Annotated in this window: 12 protein-coding genes; 5 read left to right on the top strand and 7 right to left on the bottom strand. The window is 39.6% G+C overall.

What is annotated here, in order from left to right; translation table 11 throughout:
• Positions 1 to 44: 44 nt before the first annotated feature.
• From AB8P06_RS12960 to AB8P06_RS12950, 3 genes are all read right to left on the bottom strand, one after another.
• On the bottom strand, positions 45 to 1,808 hold the full coding sequence (locus AB8P06_RS12960; protein ID WP_369842342.1) for a flavin monoamine oxidase family protein: 1,764 nt from the start codon (positions 1,806 to 1,808) through the stop codon (positions 45 to 47).
• 13 nt (positions 1,809 to 1,821) lie between these two features.
• Positions 1,822 to 3,009, bottom strand: a complete 1,188-nt coding sequence (locus tag AB8P06_RS12955; protein WP_369842340.1) for an FAD-dependent oxidoreductase — start codon at positions 3,007 to 3,009, stop codon at positions 1,822 to 1,824.
• 176 nt (positions 3,010 to 3,185) lie between these two features.
• A complete protein-coding gene (locus AB8P06_RS12950; protein ID WP_369842338.1) occupies positions 3,186 to 3,596 on the bottom strand; it encodes a hypothetical protein in 411 nt (136 codons plus the stop codon).
• A gap of 207 nt (positions 3,597 to 3,803) precedes the next feature.
• On the opposite strand from AB8P06_RS12950, the gene AB8P06_RS12945 reads away from it, so the two are divergent.
• From AB8P06_RS12945 to AB8P06_RS12935, 3 genes are all read left to right on the top strand, one after another.
• Complete coding sequence (locus AB8P06_RS12945) at positions 3,804 to 4,388, top strand: Crp/Fnr family transcriptional regulator (RefSeq protein WP_369842337.1); 585 nt, start codon at positions 3,804 to 3,806, stop codon at positions 4,386 to 4,388.
• Between the two features lie 59 nt (positions 4,389 to 4,447).
• Entirely contained in the window at positions 4,448 to 5,371 is a 924-nt protein-coding gene (locus AB8P06_RS12940) for an NAD-dependent epimerase/dehydratase family protein (protein ID WP_369842336.1), read from the top strand.
• Positions 5,372 to 5,503: 132 nt separating this feature from the next.
• Positions 5,504 to 6,772 carry an aspartyl protease family protein gene (locus tag AB8P06_RS12935; RefSeq protein ID WP_369842334.1) on the top strand — a complete coding sequence of 423 codons (1,269 nt, stop codon included), beginning with the start codon at positions 5,504 to 5,506 and terminating at the stop codon, positions 6,770 to 6,772.
• A gap of 71 nt (positions 6,773 to 6,843) precedes the next feature.
• Here the strand turns inward: AB8P06_RS12935 and AB8P06_RS12930 are convergent, their stop codons facing one another.
• Both AB8P06_RS12930 and AB8P06_RS12925 read right to left on the bottom strand, forming a co-directional pair.
• Complete coding sequence (locus AB8P06_RS12930) at positions 6,844 to 7,542, bottom strand: LytR/AlgR family response regulator transcription factor (RefSeq protein WP_369842333.1); 699 nt, start codon at positions 7,540 to 7,542, stop codon at positions 6,844 to 6,846.
• Complete coding sequence (locus tag AB8P06_RS12925; protein WP_369842332.1) at positions 7,539 to 9,206, bottom strand: histidine kinase; 1,668 nt, start codon at positions 9,204 to 9,206, stop codon at positions 7,539 to 7,541. Before AB8P06_RS12925 ends, AB8P06_RS12930 begins: the two co-directional genes overlap by 4 nt.
• A gap of 110 nt (positions 9,207 to 9,316) precedes the next feature.
• Between AB8P06_RS12925 and AB8P06_RS12920 the strand changes: the two genes are divergently transcribed.
• Positions 9,317 to 11,692 carry a TonB-dependent receptor gene (locus tag AB8P06_RS12920; protein ID WP_369842331.1) on the top strand — a complete coding sequence of 792 codons (2,376 nt, stop codon included), beginning with the start codon at positions 9,317 to 9,319 and terminating at the stop codon, positions 11,690 to 11,692.
• Between the two features lie 85 nt (positions 11,693 to 11,777).
• Here the strand turns inward: AB8P06_RS12920 and AB8P06_RS12915 are convergent, their stop codons facing one another.
• Positions 11,778 to 12,410, bottom strand: a complete 633-nt coding sequence (locus tag AB8P06_RS12915; protein WP_369842329.1) for a helix-turn-helix transcriptional regulator — start codon at positions 12,408 to 12,410, stop codon at positions 11,778 to 11,780.
• A 228-nt stretch (positions 12,411 to 12,638) separates the two neighbouring features.
• Complete coding sequence (locus AB8P06_RS12910; RefSeq protein WP_369842326.1) at positions 12,639 to 13,244, bottom strand: tetratricopeptide repeat protein; 606 nt, start codon at positions 13,242 to 13,244, stop codon at positions 12,639 to 12,641.
• Positions 13,245 to 13,748: 504 nt separating this feature from the next.
• Here AB8P06_RS12910 and AB8P06_RS12905 point away from each other — a divergent pair.
• Positions 13,749 to 16,742: a reprolysin-like metallopeptidase gene (locus AB8P06_RS12905; RefSeq protein WP_369842325.1), complete on the top strand. Its 2,994-nt coding sequence runs from the start codon at positions 13,749 to 13,751 to the stop codon at positions 16,740 to 16,742.
• Positions 16,743 to 16,796: the final 54 nt, after the last annotated feature.

Genomic DNA, 16,796 nt, shown 5'->3' with positions numbered 1-16,796 from the left:
GAAAATCTGAAGCTTTATTCAATATAGTATCTTTTAGTTATGATTTACCAGCCCAAATAATAATCCGGGCTCAGCCAGATGGGACGATCCAGTCCAAAATATTCCTGGAGCATTTTTTCCGCTTCACAGAAAGCGCCTTCAACCCAGCCCTGCTGATCGGAATAGGCCTCACCGCAAATATGGATCTGCTCATCAGCTACCGGTTTTCTCATATAAGGCATCACATTTTTCACCGAGTAACCGGCTTTCCAGGCGTGGTATCCTGCACCAAAAGGATCATCGGTCCAGTCTTTGAAATAAGTTACATACGGCTCAGGTATCGTTACATCCTGGCCGTGAAGCTCCCGAAGCTGATTCATTAATTCACCTACCATCAGTTTTGTAGCCTGAACATCATCCAGCTGATGAAGTTCTTTCAGTGATGCTGATCTGGCAGCTTTTACTTCAAAAAGCAACTTGTCATCAGAAAGTGCTTTCCAGAAAGTCTCGGTTTCCATATCTCCGTAACTTCCCAGCAGCATCGAATTATCAGTCTGAGGATCTGTACCGAAATAATAGCACTGTCTCATGGGTAAATCTGTAATGGAATGTCCGGAATCAATTCCCAGTTCTTTCCACCACGGATACTCAAAGCCCATTAATATTTTAAAGGCCGGCTCCATAATAACAGAACGGATATTTTCATTCAGAACTGAATTTTCATTAGTATTGAAAAAGAAATTATTCTGGTCCAGAAGCTCAAGGGATTTTCTCGGCATGGCAAGAACCAATCGGTTTGCATATACTTTCCATTGGGTATTGGTTTTCAGATTAAGAAAGGTCAGCTGGTATTTATGAGTATGGGTTAAAGGATGTTGCTTGGTGAAGGTAAGCAGCCTATTTTCAGACCAGATGCAGGCGCCGTCGTGTTCCATATAAGAATTAGCTATTGCATACGCTATGCTGTCATAGCCTTCTTCAATGGTTTTGTAAATTGTTCCTGCAGAAAAATCGCCCACCATATAAGGAAATGCTTCTGCTGAATTCCAGTTGATTGTATTGGAATAATATCCGCCTGCATTCGCTAAAAACTCGTAGCCCTCCTGTGAAACCTGGTCCTTAATTAAATTCCAGAATCCCAGATCATTTACTTTACGCCCATCATAGGGAGAATTAGGAAAATTGTATGCCAGTTTCGGCTTTATATCATCCCAGTCTTTGCTGTTCAATTCAAAAGAATAATCATAAGGAGAAGACCCTCTGATGATTTTATTACCATAGGTTTGAGCTACCCACGGATCAGCCATTAAAACATCATAAATAATTTTGTTAAACAATTGGTCTGAGCTGAAACCATAATCATCATCATTCAGATAATACCGGGTCGGCAATTTTTTATTTTCTCCCTGGGCTACATTCCAGGTGTCCTGTTTAAAACGCTCTTTTCGAAGATACATAAGCAGTTTTGTCGGATCGCCCATAGGAAACGGAATAGGGGTCATTTTATCTTTCAGGACAGGGATACGTTTAGCGGGATCCTGTTCTTTAAGCGGATAACCTTCAATTAATGTGGTCACAATCTCCTGAGAAGTAAGGTAGCGCATACCTCCCAGTTCGCCCCAGAAATTCATTCCCGGCATAATGACTGATTCCAGCCTTCCGCCCAGTTTACTGTTCATATCAAAAATTTGTACTTCGCCCACTGTAAACTTTTTATCGGTTACAAGGCGATAAGCGGTATATAATCCGGAAGTTCCGGCACCGATAATGGCTACTTCTGTTTTTAAATCAGGATGCATTCCTGTATTCAGAGGTGTATTTTTATTCATGATTGTATTGTTTTTAAATGGCTAAAAAATATTTTCGTCCTAACTGAAAAGGACTGATATCAAAATCCGTATGCCCGTCTAAAGTAAGATCAGACATGATTTTTCCTAAGAAAGGAGTGAATTTGGCCGCCCATCCGGTAGCATATACGACAATGTTTTTATGGTTGGGCACATAGTTGGGAGCAAAATCAATCAGAAGTTCCTTATTCGGTATCGTACTTAAGGCAATAAGGCATGTAGAGGTGTATTCAGGCTCAAGACTTAATCCTGTCATATAAGTTTCTACCCATTCGGAAGTATAGCCCAGCTCCTGCGGATTAGGAATTAATGTCCTGTCATTTGGCTCTTCCAGAGGTTTTATAACGAAATCCGGTGCTACGCGGATATATTCAGGATAATCCCAGTCAACAGAAGGAAAACCATAAAACTGGTTGCCGTTTTCACCCTCTGCATTCTGAAATACAAACCAGGTTGGATACTGTATATCCGGATCGGTCTTTTTAAAATAAGCCGAAGACATATTCCAGTAAGTAGCTTCTATCTTAAAATCCAGCAAGTTGATGACACTGTTGATGTAAGGGCCGGGAATGATTGCCAGTTTTTCTGTGATATAAATTCCGTTGGGCGTAATGACTTCAAAAAGTTTACCCATCTGATTGATTTTGAGCACAGGCGAATTGTCTTCCAGGTGTACGGTTTCTTCTTTTTCGCACAGGCTTAAAAGCGTTTCAATCGTTGCTTTAAAATTGATACTGGCACCATCCGGTTGAAACAGTCCGGTATACTTTTCCGGAAGATTTTTGAAATGGTATTTTTCTTCAATTTCTTTTGCCGTCAGGGTAGTGTAAGGAACATTTAAAGCTTTCAGTGCTTTTTCCGCTTCTGCGATATTTCCTTCGGTGGAATGTACTTCCGGGTCTCCGAACCAGAGCGTGCCTACCTTATCAAGCAATGGTATTCCGGCTTCTTTTTCCAGTTCATCCCAATACGGTTGTGCATCCAGGGCCATTTGTACCATATATTCATCAGGATATGGAATTCTGAACTGGCGTGATACTCCTGCAGAACTTCCCAATTGATTGACGAAAGTAAACTGTTCCAGTACCAGGGTTTTTGCCTTTCGCTTACCCAGATGATATGCCGTAGCAAGGCCAATGGCTCCGCCGCCAATGACGATTACGTCATAATTTTCTGTATTCATGGTGATTGTTTTTAGTTTTTATAATTATTCAGGTATACATCTTCAGACCTTAGGATAGCAATTGCCGGCCCTATTTTTTGATAGGGTTTAAACACACGAATTTTAAATCATGCATTGTACATCCGTAAAAATAGAGTCGGCAGGTTAATGCTATGGCTGGTTTGCTTAAATTTATTCTATGCTGTTTTGCACATTGCATCCCATGTGGTCCAGAAATGGGCATTAATAGCACCTGGAGGCGGGTTGGTACTGTCTGCAACAATGCCTACCATTGAAGCACAGTTGGAGTTACAGCCTATTTCATTATGACTTCCCTGTTGAGGCGGTATCTGACGCCATGTGCCTGTAGAGCCGTTTAATAATTCTACCTTAATTTCAAAGATTCCCGAAAGATTGGGAGTCTGAATTTGTTTCATCGGATTCTCGCTTGAAATGGAATCGCTCCAGTTTCCCTGTGAAAATGTTACACGCCATGTTGAGATCATTTTGGCGGTATTGTTTTGCGGAGAGAGATAAACCCAGAATTGAGCACCTCCTCCCAACTGTAGCTGACCAGTTGAGTTTACGTTTGCGTTTGTTGTTTCCATGTTGAATGTTTTGGTTGATTAGTTTTTTGCTTAACGGTTTATATGATAACCTTTAATCTTCTATTCAAAGTAACAAAGAAGGAAGCACCTGTTTTAGAGTACAAACAACCAATTAACGGTTTGAGTATAAATACTTAATCCGGGTCAGACATTTTTTTAAACAGTATTTTGATAGTACATTCGGATTTTTCTTTTTAATTTTAATACATGGAATCATTTCTTAAAGCTCTCCGATCATACACACCGGTTTCTATGGAAGACGGACTGTTTTTTTATTCGTTTTTTGAACGCAGAAAGTATAAAAAGAATACCCTGCTCTTACAGGAAGGAATGGTTGCCGAGGAAGTCTTTTTTGTACTCAGCGGAGGTCTTCGTCAATTTTTTTATGACGGGAACGGAACAGAAAAAACCTGTAATTTTGTATTTGAAAATGAATTCTTTACCGATCTGGAAAGCTTTTCCCACAAGAAGAAGTGTACAACAAATATCATCACCACTGAACCGGTCGAATGCCTTGTGATAACCTGTAAAAGTCTGGTCCACTGTATGTCCGAATTGCCGGCTATCACTTTATTATTCAATGCTATCATCGAAAATGTGGCTACAGCCAATATAAAACGCATCCAATCTCTGCTTTCACAATCATATGAACAGCAGTTTGAAGAGCTGATCCGAAACAAACCGGACATTCTGCAGAGAATCCCGCAACGCTATATTGCCCAATATCTGGGAATTGCTCCGGAAAGCCTCAGCCGTATCCGTAAAAAAATGCTGGTTGCCTCAAAATCTTAACACGGGTTATCGTTTTGAACATAAAACAGGGTGTAGCTTTGGAGTATAAAAAAAATAATATGACACAGGTTATTCTTGGTGCCGGTGGTGATATCGGTACTCTATTGGCAAAAGAACTCAGACCATTTACAGATCAGATACGGCTGGTGGCCCGTTCTCCAAAGCAGGTGAACGGTGATGATGAGCTATTCTCGGCAAACCTCCTTGATGCAGAGCAGGTAGATAAGGCCATTGCAGGGTCTGCAATTGCGTATCTGGCTGTAGGATTAAAATATGAGCTGAAGATCTGGCAGAAAGACTGGCCGGTAATTATCCGGAATGTCATTGATTCCTGTTTAAAACATCAGGTGAAGCTGGTCTTTTTTGATAACATTTATATGTATGACCGGAATGCAATTCCTCATATGACAGAAGAAAGTCCGATGAATCCGCCATCAAAAAAAGGGAAAGTGAGAATGCAGATGGTACAGGAAATACAAAAAGCAATATCTCAGAAAGGATTACAGGCTTTGATTGCGAGAAGTGCCGATTTCTACGGTCCAGGATCAAAAAACGGAATTCTGAATGCCTTGGTTCTTGATCCTGTTTCAAAAGGAAAACAACCCAAATGGCAATCAAAAGCAGATAAGATACATTCCTTTACCTACACTCCTGATGCTGCAAAAGCAGTGGCAATCCTCGGAAATACAGAAGCAGCTTATGGTCAGGTGTGGCATCTGCCGACTTCCTCTGAACGATGGACCGGGAAAGATTTCATTTCTCATATAAGTTCCCTTAAAAATAAAAAAGCTTCCTACATGCTCCTGGGAAAAGTGATGTTAACCGTTGCAGGCTTGTTTGACAGCACTATTCGTGAGCTGGTCGAAATGCAGTATCAGAATGACCAGGATTATTTTTTCGACAGTTCAAAATTCTGTAAAACCTTCAATTTTACACCAACTCCTTATGAGCAGGGAATAAAAGAGGTAATGAACTCTTTATAGTTTATTATTTTCATTATTTAGATAAAACAAAAAATTGTACTGAACCTTCTGCTGATTTTAATATTTTAGCATATTAAATCATATTGTACAGTGAATATATTATTGAGAAGAAAATCTGAACATAAAAAACTGATGGAATTATTCAATAGGTTTATCCTTTTTGTAATGCTTATTTTACCATGGGCTGGCTTTGCCCAGACTGATGATCATCCAGGCTTCAATCCTATCTATGATCAGGTTGTTAAAAAAAACTTTTTCAAAGCCGGTGAACTTTTTTCACAGAATAAAAAGAACTTGTCTGAAGAATATCAATATTTTTTCGGGGCAGTACTTGACAATGCATTTAATAAACCGGAAAGTTCTAATCAGAAAATTCTGAAGCTGGCGACTTTAAAAACGGCTCTTCCGGATTCATTGATGTTTAAGATCTATCGTATAAAAGAAGACAACTGCGTGAAGTTGTACGATTATTCAGGGGCAAAAAATGCAGTCGAAAATACCTTAAAGAAATATGGAAAAACGCTTCCGGAGGATGAGAAAAAAGACTTACAGAATAATCTGAAAATCTGGTCCGCCCTTGAGAATGAGCCTAAGCAGAAGGTGATCATCAATGCTGATACCCGATTAAAAATGGTTAAGGATGCAGCGAATTTAAAGAACCTTCAAATAAAGTCAGGAGACGATGAAATGAATTTTATTTTTGATACGGGAGCCAATATTTCAACCGTTTCCAGATCGGTGGCCCAACGTTTAAAAATGAAGATTATTCCTGCCGATATTGATGTACAGGCTGTAACCGGAGCTACTGTAAAAGCAGATCTTGCCCTTTGCAAAAAAATGTCATTAGGGAATATTGTGATTGAAAATGCTGTATTCCTCGTATTTGAAGACGCAGCGCTCAGCTTTCCGCAGATAAAGTATCAGATTAATGGTATTTTGGGCTTCCCTGTCATCGAGGCATTAAAGGAAGTGCAGATCACCCGGGACGATTATTTCTTTGTTCCCAGACATGAAACAAAAATTAGTTTGCCTTCAAACCTTGCGATCAACGGACTTTCTCCCCTGATTTACATAGACGGGAAGCATTTTACATTCGATACCGGCGCGACCCAGACAATTTTATATTCCACCTTTTATACAGAGAATAAAGCTGAATTAGAAAAGCAGTACCAGCCTGTTAGTATTATGATGGGCGGTGCCGGCGGAACGGCAGAGCATGAAGGTTTTAAAATAGACCACACTTTTCATATACTTGGAAAGTCCATTTCATTAAAAGGAATCAGTGTTTTGAAGAAAAGTATCCATGATCAGACAGTCTATGGTAATATTGGCCAGGATGTGATCCGTCAATTCGGAAAAATGACCCTGAATTTTGATCGGATGTTTATTAAGTTTGATTGAAAATAATGGTTAAGCTTTGCAATGAGCAAATAAAACAATATGCTAATTATTTAAAAATCAGCGTTTAACAATCATATCATCTTGTTTTTAAGTTCCTTGTATTTTGAACGTCCTATCGGTAAGATTTCTCCGGTCTGAAGCAGCAATCCATACCGGGAACCCGGATTGATTAATATTTTTTCGGCGAGCTGAAGATTGACAAGGTAAGATTTGTGAATGCGTTCAAACCAGTCGGGAAGGAGTTGTTGTAAAAGTTCGAGTGACTTATCGTGCAATTCCTGCTGTCCGTTTTTAAGGTGTAGTTCGGTGTAAATTCCGGCACCCTTGATGTATATAACTTCTGAAATATTCACCAGCCGAATTTGTCCGGCCCTTTTTACTGCCAGGTATTTAATGGCTTCATCCTGTTTTACTGCCGGATTGATAAACCGGTTCAACGCCTGAAAAAGCCTGTCCTGGTCGAAAGGTTTTGGAACGAAATCAAGCACCCCATAAGCAAAAGCATTGATCGCTTTATCAATATTAGCAGAAACAATGATCGTATGAAAAGAAGCAGCAACCATTTGCTCCAATACCTCAAAACCGTTATCACCATTGAGATTGAGATCCAGCAGCAATAGATTTGGGGTTTGATTTGCAATTTCATCAAGTCCTTTTTGCAGAGAGTCACAAAGCGTAATGCGGGTAGGTTCATTCCCGAAAAATTCAGTGGTCATGCGCTGCAAACGCCTGGCGATGCGGGCTTCGTCTTCTATGATGAGTATATTCATGGTTTTAAAATTTGAATGGTGGATGCCCAGCCGTATTCCGTAGCTCCGGAACCAAAGGTCCAGTTCTGCCGGTAGCTTTCTGTCAGACGTGCCCTGATGTATTTAAAGCCGTTGCCTCCCGTCCGGTCTGTTAATATCTGCCGGTTTTTTGCCACCGTTTCAAAAACATACTGATGTGCCTCTTTCGATACCGAATAACGGAGGATGAATTTAACGGTATTTCCTGACATCGGTTCACTGTGGGTAATGCCATTCTCCAGCAAAGTATGAATAACGGCTGGCGGTATAAGCTGTGTTTCATCAATCCCGGTTTGTTCCCAGATATAATTGATTTCCTTTCGGAATCCCATCACGGAAAGATGTTGCCTGCAGAGCTCGAGTTCTTTGGATATAGGAATCAGGGTCTGGTCAGAGATCTCGTTCATAATATCAAATTCTGCTGCCAATGCCTGTATGAAACGTGATCCTTCTTTGGGAGATTCTTCTACCCAATCCATCATGGAAGTCAGGGTATTTCTTAAAAAATGAGGCTGGATATTTTTTTTGAGCAGCTCCAGTTGCAGCCTTGAAGAAAGTACTAATGCATTCTGATGCTCCGCTTCCATAACACTGGTACGGATGGAATGCAGGTAAAGCATACACAAGACGATCAGGGTAAAACTGATGAACAGCCCGAAGTCATAAAACATATATCTGTTGACCAAAGCGCTAATCAACAACCCGGCCAGTACGATAAAGCTTCCCTTCTCTTTTTGGATAATACTGTTCAGCACCACAATAAAAGCAGTGACCAGCATGGCAAGACTGTAAAACCGCGCGGTCAGGTCATAATGCCCATAATTGTAAAAATAAATAAACAGCAGGGTCAATAACAGGGCAGCCATGAGCCATCTCCCTTTTTTAAAGTTGAATTGAATGATAAAATACCATGGAACGAGCAATGCATTGGCAAAAGTCAGCCAGCCGATGACTTCCAGTCGTATAAAAAACAGGGAATATGGGATAACCACATGGAACTTCAGGTATTCCAGGATCAGTAAAACAAAAAAAAGCAGGCATATGGTTCCGAAAATCAGGATATCCCGTTGTTTGCGCTTGCTGTTCACATAAAGAAAAAAGTAATAGATCGCTGCAATGAGGAAGGCTCCGGCCATTAAGTTCATATAAGACATGGTAACCAATGGATGGGTCAGTAATGTAGGATAGTTTTCTATACTAAAACCAATGCTGCGCTGTACATGCGGAAGTAATGACTGGGAACTGCGCAGGGCAACCATATGAGGACCCGGCGAAATCAGATGGTCCGGGATCCTGTAATAGCTGCTCTCCGTACCCGGTATTTCAGGTTGTCCATTTTGGGGCAACTGTCCGTTTTTACCAATGAGCACCCCATCCCAGTAGACTTCAAAAGCACCAAAGGATCCTATCTGGAGGCCAAGAGGAAGGGCACTTTTTTCTACCTTGCGAAGTTCTAAATGCGTTCGCGACCAGAATATCTTATCCGAAGTATTTCCCCGGGTTTCCGACCAGTCCTTATCATTGAAATTTTTTGCTGCCCATGCCGGATTATCACCTGTTTTATAGACAGGTACTGGGTCTTCATTACTGATAACAGCTGGAACCAGGAAACCAAGAAACGTTAATAGAAATAACAGTTGATGCATAATGTAAATATACAACGGAATACCCAAAATCTGATGGCTGTTTAAAAGCTGATAGAGCCGTTCACATGTTTTTAAGCTAAATGCCTGTTTCCGCACTTTAAATTTACATTATGAAACAGATAATATTACTCTTTGTCGTACTGATTACTGCCCAATACTGCCTTGCACAGGGATCAGAAATAACGGGGACGGTGCACGAAAAACCGGCTCTGCCTATACCTTACGTAACTGTAATACTAAAAGAAAACCAGGAAAAACAAATTGCCGTTGTTATCACCGATAGTAAAGGAATGTTCCGCATGGAAAATATTCCGGCAGGAAATTATAATATCAGTTACAGCCTTATGGGTTTCAAAACCATTAATCAGCCTGTACAGGTCAGTTCCGGTGTTCCGGTAAAAGTCGGGACAATCATTTTAGAACCTGATGCAAAACTGTTGGAAGAAGTATCAATGACTTCCCAACGAGCATCTGTCAGCCTTAAACTGGACAAAAAAGTATTCGAGGTAGGCAAAGATGTTCTCTCGCAATCGGGGGCGGTTACTGATCTGCTGAATATGGTTCCTTCGGTGAGTGTAAGCCCTGTAGGTGCGGTCAGTCTTCGGGGAAATACAAATGTACTGGTATTGATAGACGGGCGACGTACCGGATTAACGCAGGGAAATGCCCTTGAGCAGGTGCCTGCCGATCAGGTGGAACGTGTGGAGGTGATTACCAATCCTTCTTCCAGATTCGATGCAGGAGGCTCGGCAGGAATTATCAATATCATCCTGAAAAAGAATAAGAAATCAGGATTTAGCGGCCAGCTCCGGGTAGTTGGCGGTATTCCCAATGAAACCCGCCTGAGTCCCAGTCTTAATTACAAATCAAATAAACTTAATTTGTTTGGAACCTATGGATTACGGTTGTCAGATTATGTAGGCTTGTACACCATGCAGCAGTCTACCGGGCTTTTGGATACGCCGGTTTATCTGAACCAGCGACAGGATGAAGACAGACACGATGATGCAAGATTACTTTACCTTGGGGCGGATTATCAAATCAACGACCATAATACACTTACTGTTGCATTTTTAAGGAATGCGACCAATGATCATGACAAGACCAGCTTAAATTACCTGTATTCAGGGAAGAATGGCTTAATCGACAGCAGTCTGGTCCGTAAAGGTGAATCATGGGAAAAACGAAGTTTTAATCAGCTGGAAGCAAATTACACCCGTACTTTTGAACGGGTTGGAAAGAAATTTACCGTTGATTTACAATATGATTTCTGGAACAGCAGTAAAGATTGGAACCTGGCAACCAGTAAGCTTTTACCGGTAGCTGTTACCTTGCCGGCCATCAGGACAAACTCAGCCGGTGGAAGTAAAGATTTTATGATTAAAACAGATATGGTGCAGCCTCTGGACAGCACTTCTGTACTGGAATTTGGTCTGAAAGCAGAGAACCGCAGCGTAACCAGTGATTTTATTGCCGAACAGCAAAATGATGCAGGATGGAAAATCATTGACCAGATTGACAATCATCTGTTGTATAAGGAACTGATTGGAAGTGCCTATGTGCAGTTTTCCGGGAAAGCAGGAGATTTCAGCTATCAGGCAGGTTTGCGAGGTGAGCTGACCCACATCGGGATCGAAGACCTCAAAGGGAGTTACACCAATGATAAAAATTACAACCGTCTTTTTCCAACATTAAATGTCAGCTACCGTTTTAATGAAGGCACAACTTTGCAGGGCAGTTACAGTAAACGGATCAACAGGCCTTCTCTATATATGATTTATCCTTTTAATGAGTTAACAGATCTGAGCACCCGCTATGTCGGTAACCCTGATCTTAATCCGTCTTATGCTGATGTATTTGAAATCGCTTTTCTTAGAAACTGGAAAACCCTCACTTTTAATCCTTCATTCTATTACCAGCGAAACAGCGGAGTAATTGAAGATTATACCTACAGGGATGCCAATGGTCTGTTTATCAGTATGCCGGTCAATATCGATAAAGAAACACGTCAGGGTTTTGAATTATCATTATTGTATAACCCTGTCAAATGGCTGCAGCTAAATACCGAGCTTAATCTGTTTCATTATGCCAAACAAGGAGCTTATCAGAATCAGAGTTTTGATTTTTCAGGCAACACGCTCACTGCCCGTTTAAGTGCCCAGCTGAAGCTGAAGAATAAACTTGCTTTCCAGACCGTTTATAATCTGCGGGGTGCCAATGCCACTGCGCAAACCCGTACCAATGCTCTTCATAGTATTGATTTTGGATGCAGCAAGACTTTTTTAAAGGATAAAGCAACGGTGACATTTGATGTAAGTAACCTGTTTGAGCTGAGAAAATCCAGCAGCGTGACTAAAGGGTCAGATTACGAAATCAATCAGACCAGTATTCCCAATGCTGCCCGTTATCGGCTGACACTGGTTTACCGGCTTAACCTGAAAGATAATCAGTCTGTCCGGCAGGCTAAAAGTGTTAATCGTGATTAATAAAATAGAGCATCCGTAAATGTTTAATGGAATCACCTGTAAACTTTTGTAATGTCATTACTTCGCCGGGATGAATAGAGTTATACTATTGCATTAAACGGTTGAACCATACATAAATATCCATATCGGTGGGAATATTTAATTTTTTTCTTAAATTATATTTTTTAGTTTGTACTGTTCTTACTGAGATATGGGTATATTCGGCAATCTCTTTTGTAGAAAAGTTTAAATATAAATAGGCACTGAATCTTATTTCAGAGCTTTGAATATCTGAATTGACGGCTAATATTTTATTTGAAAAACCGGGATACAGCTCATTGAATCTTGTCAGGAATTCAGGTTTGTTTTGCTTGGCGAGAAGCACTATTTCTTCGAATAATTCATGATAATTTGTCTGAGATACAGCCGGACTTACAGGATTGTCTTTTTTATCAAATTTTCTGCTTTTATATTTTTTATAAAAAAACAGGCTGAGAAAAATCAAAACGGAACAGAGTAGTATGATGGCAACGAGGATGTATATAAGTTTCCGGTTATTCCCGGTAAGTTCTTTTTTAATGGTATTGTTTTTATTATCGATGATTTTCTTTACAGAAATATTTTTAGCCTTGTTTTTTTCATCTATTTCAAAGATCTTTTTCGAATAATAATTAATACTGTCTGTCTCATTTGTTTTTTCGTAAAGATGCAGTAAAACTGAGTAAATATCTTTCTGCAAATTTTCGATAGGATAATATTTTTCAATGATTTTTTTGCTGATCAGGTAGTGTTCCTGTGCTTTTGCATAATCTTCTTCAGCTGAATAAATTGTCCCTGCATTAAAATGAGTCAGGTATTTGATATCCAGATCTTTTACGTTATTTAAATTTTTTAAATCTCCAAGGGCTTCCTGAATGTATAATTTCGCAGAATCGATTTTATTCAGGTTAAGATAAGCTATTGCCAGTTATGAAGTGGCTTTATAGCTGTTTCCGATTTGATTTTCTCTTTTTATAGAAAGTTTTTTTAAATTACTTTCCTCCCGGCATGTTTTAGAGAGTTTGTAAGCTTTTTTGTAATATTTTATGGCAAGATCGTTATTCTGCAAATGGCCATAAATATTTCCGTTCAGAACATTAATCCAATAATTAAAGTAGGGATAGTCATTTACCTTTTCCGGAAATTCTTTCAGTTTTTCAAGGGCAGCCGTATACTCTCCTGTAGATTGATAAATGCTGCACTGTAAGGTTTTTAAATGGAAAAACGCTTCTAAATCGGAATCTGAAGTAATCAATTGATCCTTTTCAATTTTATCCAAATAATGAATAGCCTCAACAGTATTATTATTCTTAAAAAATATATAGGCTATTTTAAGGTATCCTGATCCTTCACATTGAGTAAATCCTGATTGCCGGCAGTTTTTAATGATATTTTGGATATTCTGTATTTCCTTTTCACCGGCAGAATTTAAGGTGATATCGTTTATTTCTTTTTTCCAGTGGCTTTCTTTGTCAGTTTGAGCCTTACAAAGAGCGAATAGAAATAAAACAATAAATAAGAGATTTTTTTTCATTACAAATGCTTTTTCGGCTCATCTAATTTACCAATAACGATAAAAATAATAAAATGATATTAATAAATATAATACGTACTTGATATTTTAACATACGTATTACATACTATGTGCTGTAAATTAATCCTTTAAGTCTTTTGAATGACTGGTTTTCTGATTAGTTTTGGCAGAGATTTTTTCAATATGGTAATGGCAGGTTATAAGTCTGCATTTATCGTTATCACAGGGATTTATTTTAATATTTAAGAATCGTTTGAAAAGCCCGGTCAGTAAGACCGGGTTTTTCTTATTGTAGTTTTGATGCCAGTAAACCGCTTTATATAAACAGAGAATTTATCCGGTAAAAATCGGATTTTGATGATCCTGTTTAATTATTCCATACTTATTGCATACTGTTTATTGATGTGTTGTATTTTTTGAATAAAAACCATTTATTTAAATAATTACTTTTGAATTGTTAAAATTTTCAGCTGAAATTTAAGATAAGAACAAAATATTTAAATTATGAAGAAAAGAATTTTACTTGTTTGTGCATTAGCCGGTGGATTGGGAAGTATTCACGCACAAAGATGGGAATCGGTTTCGCAAAAAAAATCTCAAATCCGGAAAGAAGTCGAGGTTCAATATGCCTATAGGGTTGATGTAACTTCTATCAGACAAATTTTAGAAAATGCGGTAGAAACGGGAAGAGATGCTAAGGCTGTTATTATTTCACTCCCTACAGCGGAAGGGAAGATTGAAAAGTTTGCCGTATACAGCAATCCCGTTATGGAAAAGGCGATGGCTGAAAGATATCAGTTGGGATCTTATGTAGGAGTAGGGATTGATGATCCGTCTAAATATCTTAGATTCAGTACTTCACCCACTGAAATTCAGTCAATGATTGTCAAAGACGGGATATTTCAGTTCATAGAACCCATAACTGCTGATAAAAAAACGTATGGTGTCTTTTATAAAACGAAAAGAACGCAAAGCGATCATGGTTTTGAATGTGATACAAATGAGGCAGGTAAGAAAGATATTCAGCGCTTAAAGGAAAACGGCAAAAAAAAACTTTCCGGTATCGGGATTACAAGCAGGCCTTCAAGCACAAAATACAGGACCTATAGACTGGCTTTATCCACTACCGGAGAATATACCCAGTTTTTTGGGGGAGTTGCAGGAGCTGTTGCCCAGATGAATAATACGATCACCCGGGTCAACGGTGTTTTTGAAAAGGATTTTGGGATTCATTTAATAATTCAGGATCTTCCGGGGATTATTTATGCCAATCCGGTTGCAGATCCTTATTCAGATTCTGATGTGGGCGTAAGCAACGCCTTGTGGAGTCCTGAGCTGATGAATACCCTTAATACGAATGTAGGAAATGCCAATTTTGACATCGGGCATTTGTTCGGAGCTTCCGGAGGCGGAGGTAATGCCGGCTGCATCGGATGTATATGCAGTGATGATATGACGCTGAATGCAGATGGAAGCCCGGAAAATTATAAAGGGTCAGGCTTCACTTCACCAGCCAATAATATTCCTCAGGGAGACTCATTTGATATTGATTATGTTGCTCATGAGCTGGGACATCAGCTTGGCGGAAACCACACATTTTCAACCAGGACGGAAGGTTCAGGAGTAAATGTAGAACCCGGAGGCGGAACAACCATCATGGGATATGCCGGTATTACTGATGATAATGTGCAGATGAGTTCAGATGCTTATTTCCACTACTCATCCATAGACCAGATCCTGACGAATGTGGAAGGCAGACAGGGATGCGGGATTTCTCAGGATATCAACAATAATACGCCACCTGTCATTGCTGCTCTTGTTGCCCGCAACATTCCCAAAGGGACTGCTTATTATCTTGAGGCAGCAGCCAATGATCCTGAAAATGATCCTGTAAGATATACCTGGGAACAATATGACAGTGTAGACCAGTCTGCATCTGTTTCAGGTGACAGCGGTTGGGGATATAATACGCAGGGTGCTTTATCCAGATCATATTTCGGGACAGAAGTAGGGAAGAGGTATTTTCCGAAACTGCAGTCAGTGATAGATGGGAAGCTGACGGATAAGCAGGCATGGGAAACGGTATCATACATTCCAAGAACCTTACACTATGCCGTAACGGTGAGAGATCTGAATCAGGCAAGGCCAATGCTTTCCTCTTCTGAAACAACAGTAACCGTCGGAAATGACGGGCCATTCAAATTTAACGGATTAACCACATCTTCAAAACTATATAATAATGCTTCCAATGACATTGCATGGGAAGTCGCAAACACAAATAATGCTCCATATAATGTGGCGAACGTTAAAATTGACTATACTGCGGATAATGGAACGACATGGACGGATCTTGTAGCTTCTACTCCTAATACAGGAAGCTATTCAGTACAAATGCCCGCTAATTTAACCGGAACCATTAAATTGAGGATATCGGCTTTAGGAAATGTATTCTATGCTGTATCTCCTGCAATAACGGTTGGTGCTGCTCCTACATCTGCAGCCGCTGCCCCGACTGGAGTTTCCGTAAATGATGCTGAAGTATTCAGAACTTCTGCCAGAATATCATGGAATAAAGTTCCGGGAGCAACCTATTCAGTGAATTACAGAAAAACAGGTGACGTAAACTGGTTAAATGCAGTCAGCAATTCCAATTCCGTAGTATTAAACGGCCTTGAAGATGAAAGAAATTATGAAGTGCAGGTAGCGGCAGTAGTGAATACCGTAGCAGGCGGTTTTTCCGGTACTTATGCATTTAAAACTAAAGGTTTAAAAACAGGTGTCGATTATTGTATTTTAAATACCGGGATCAATTCAGTGGGGGCTATTGGAAGAGTACAGGTTTCAAATATCAATTATGTAGATGCTACTTTCAGGTCTTATAAGGATTTAAGCGAAGATGAGTCTCAGATAATCACCCTTACCAAAGGCAATTCATACCCTATTACTGTTTTCGGGCTGTATCAGCAAAATGCTCCAATGGTATACAATGTATGGATAGATTATGACAGAAGCGGTACTTTTGAAGCAGGCGAAAAGGTTTATACAAGCGGGAGTGTACTTCCTAATCAGAATGGTATTGGAACGGCAAACGGGAACTTTACAGTGCCGGCTGCAGCTTATGCAGGCGATAAACTGTTGAGAATGAGGATAGCCAGTAATTTTAATGCAGCACTTGCGAATGCATGTGGCACGCTGCCAAGCACGGCAGGAGGTATTATGGACCTGACTGTTAAAATCTCTGAAGTACTTGCTGCTAAAGATGTAAAAAATACCCAAACAGAAATAGAAATTTACCCAAATCCTGCCGAAACGTTTATAGGAATTAAAAACTTAAAAGGTAAAGCAGATTATACCATTTTCTCAGCTGACGGCAGATTGGTGCAGCAGGGAAATACAGCCAGCCAGATCATTAATATAGCAGGCTTAATAAAAGGTATCTATTTTATAACCATCAAAGAAGGAACAAAAACCTATAATTCCAAATTCATCAAAAAATAGAAATACAACACCATTTTTATATACTATATATCCAAAGAGGAAACTCTTAGAGTT

This window comes from Chryseobacterium tongliaonense (assembly GCF_041224435.1).
In the GTDB taxonomy this organism is placed as follows: Bacteria; Bacteroidota; Bacteroidia; order Flavobacteriales; family Weeksellaceae; genus Chryseobacterium; species Chryseobacterium tongliaoense.
This window is presented reverse-complemented; position numbering and strand designations above follow the sequence as displayed.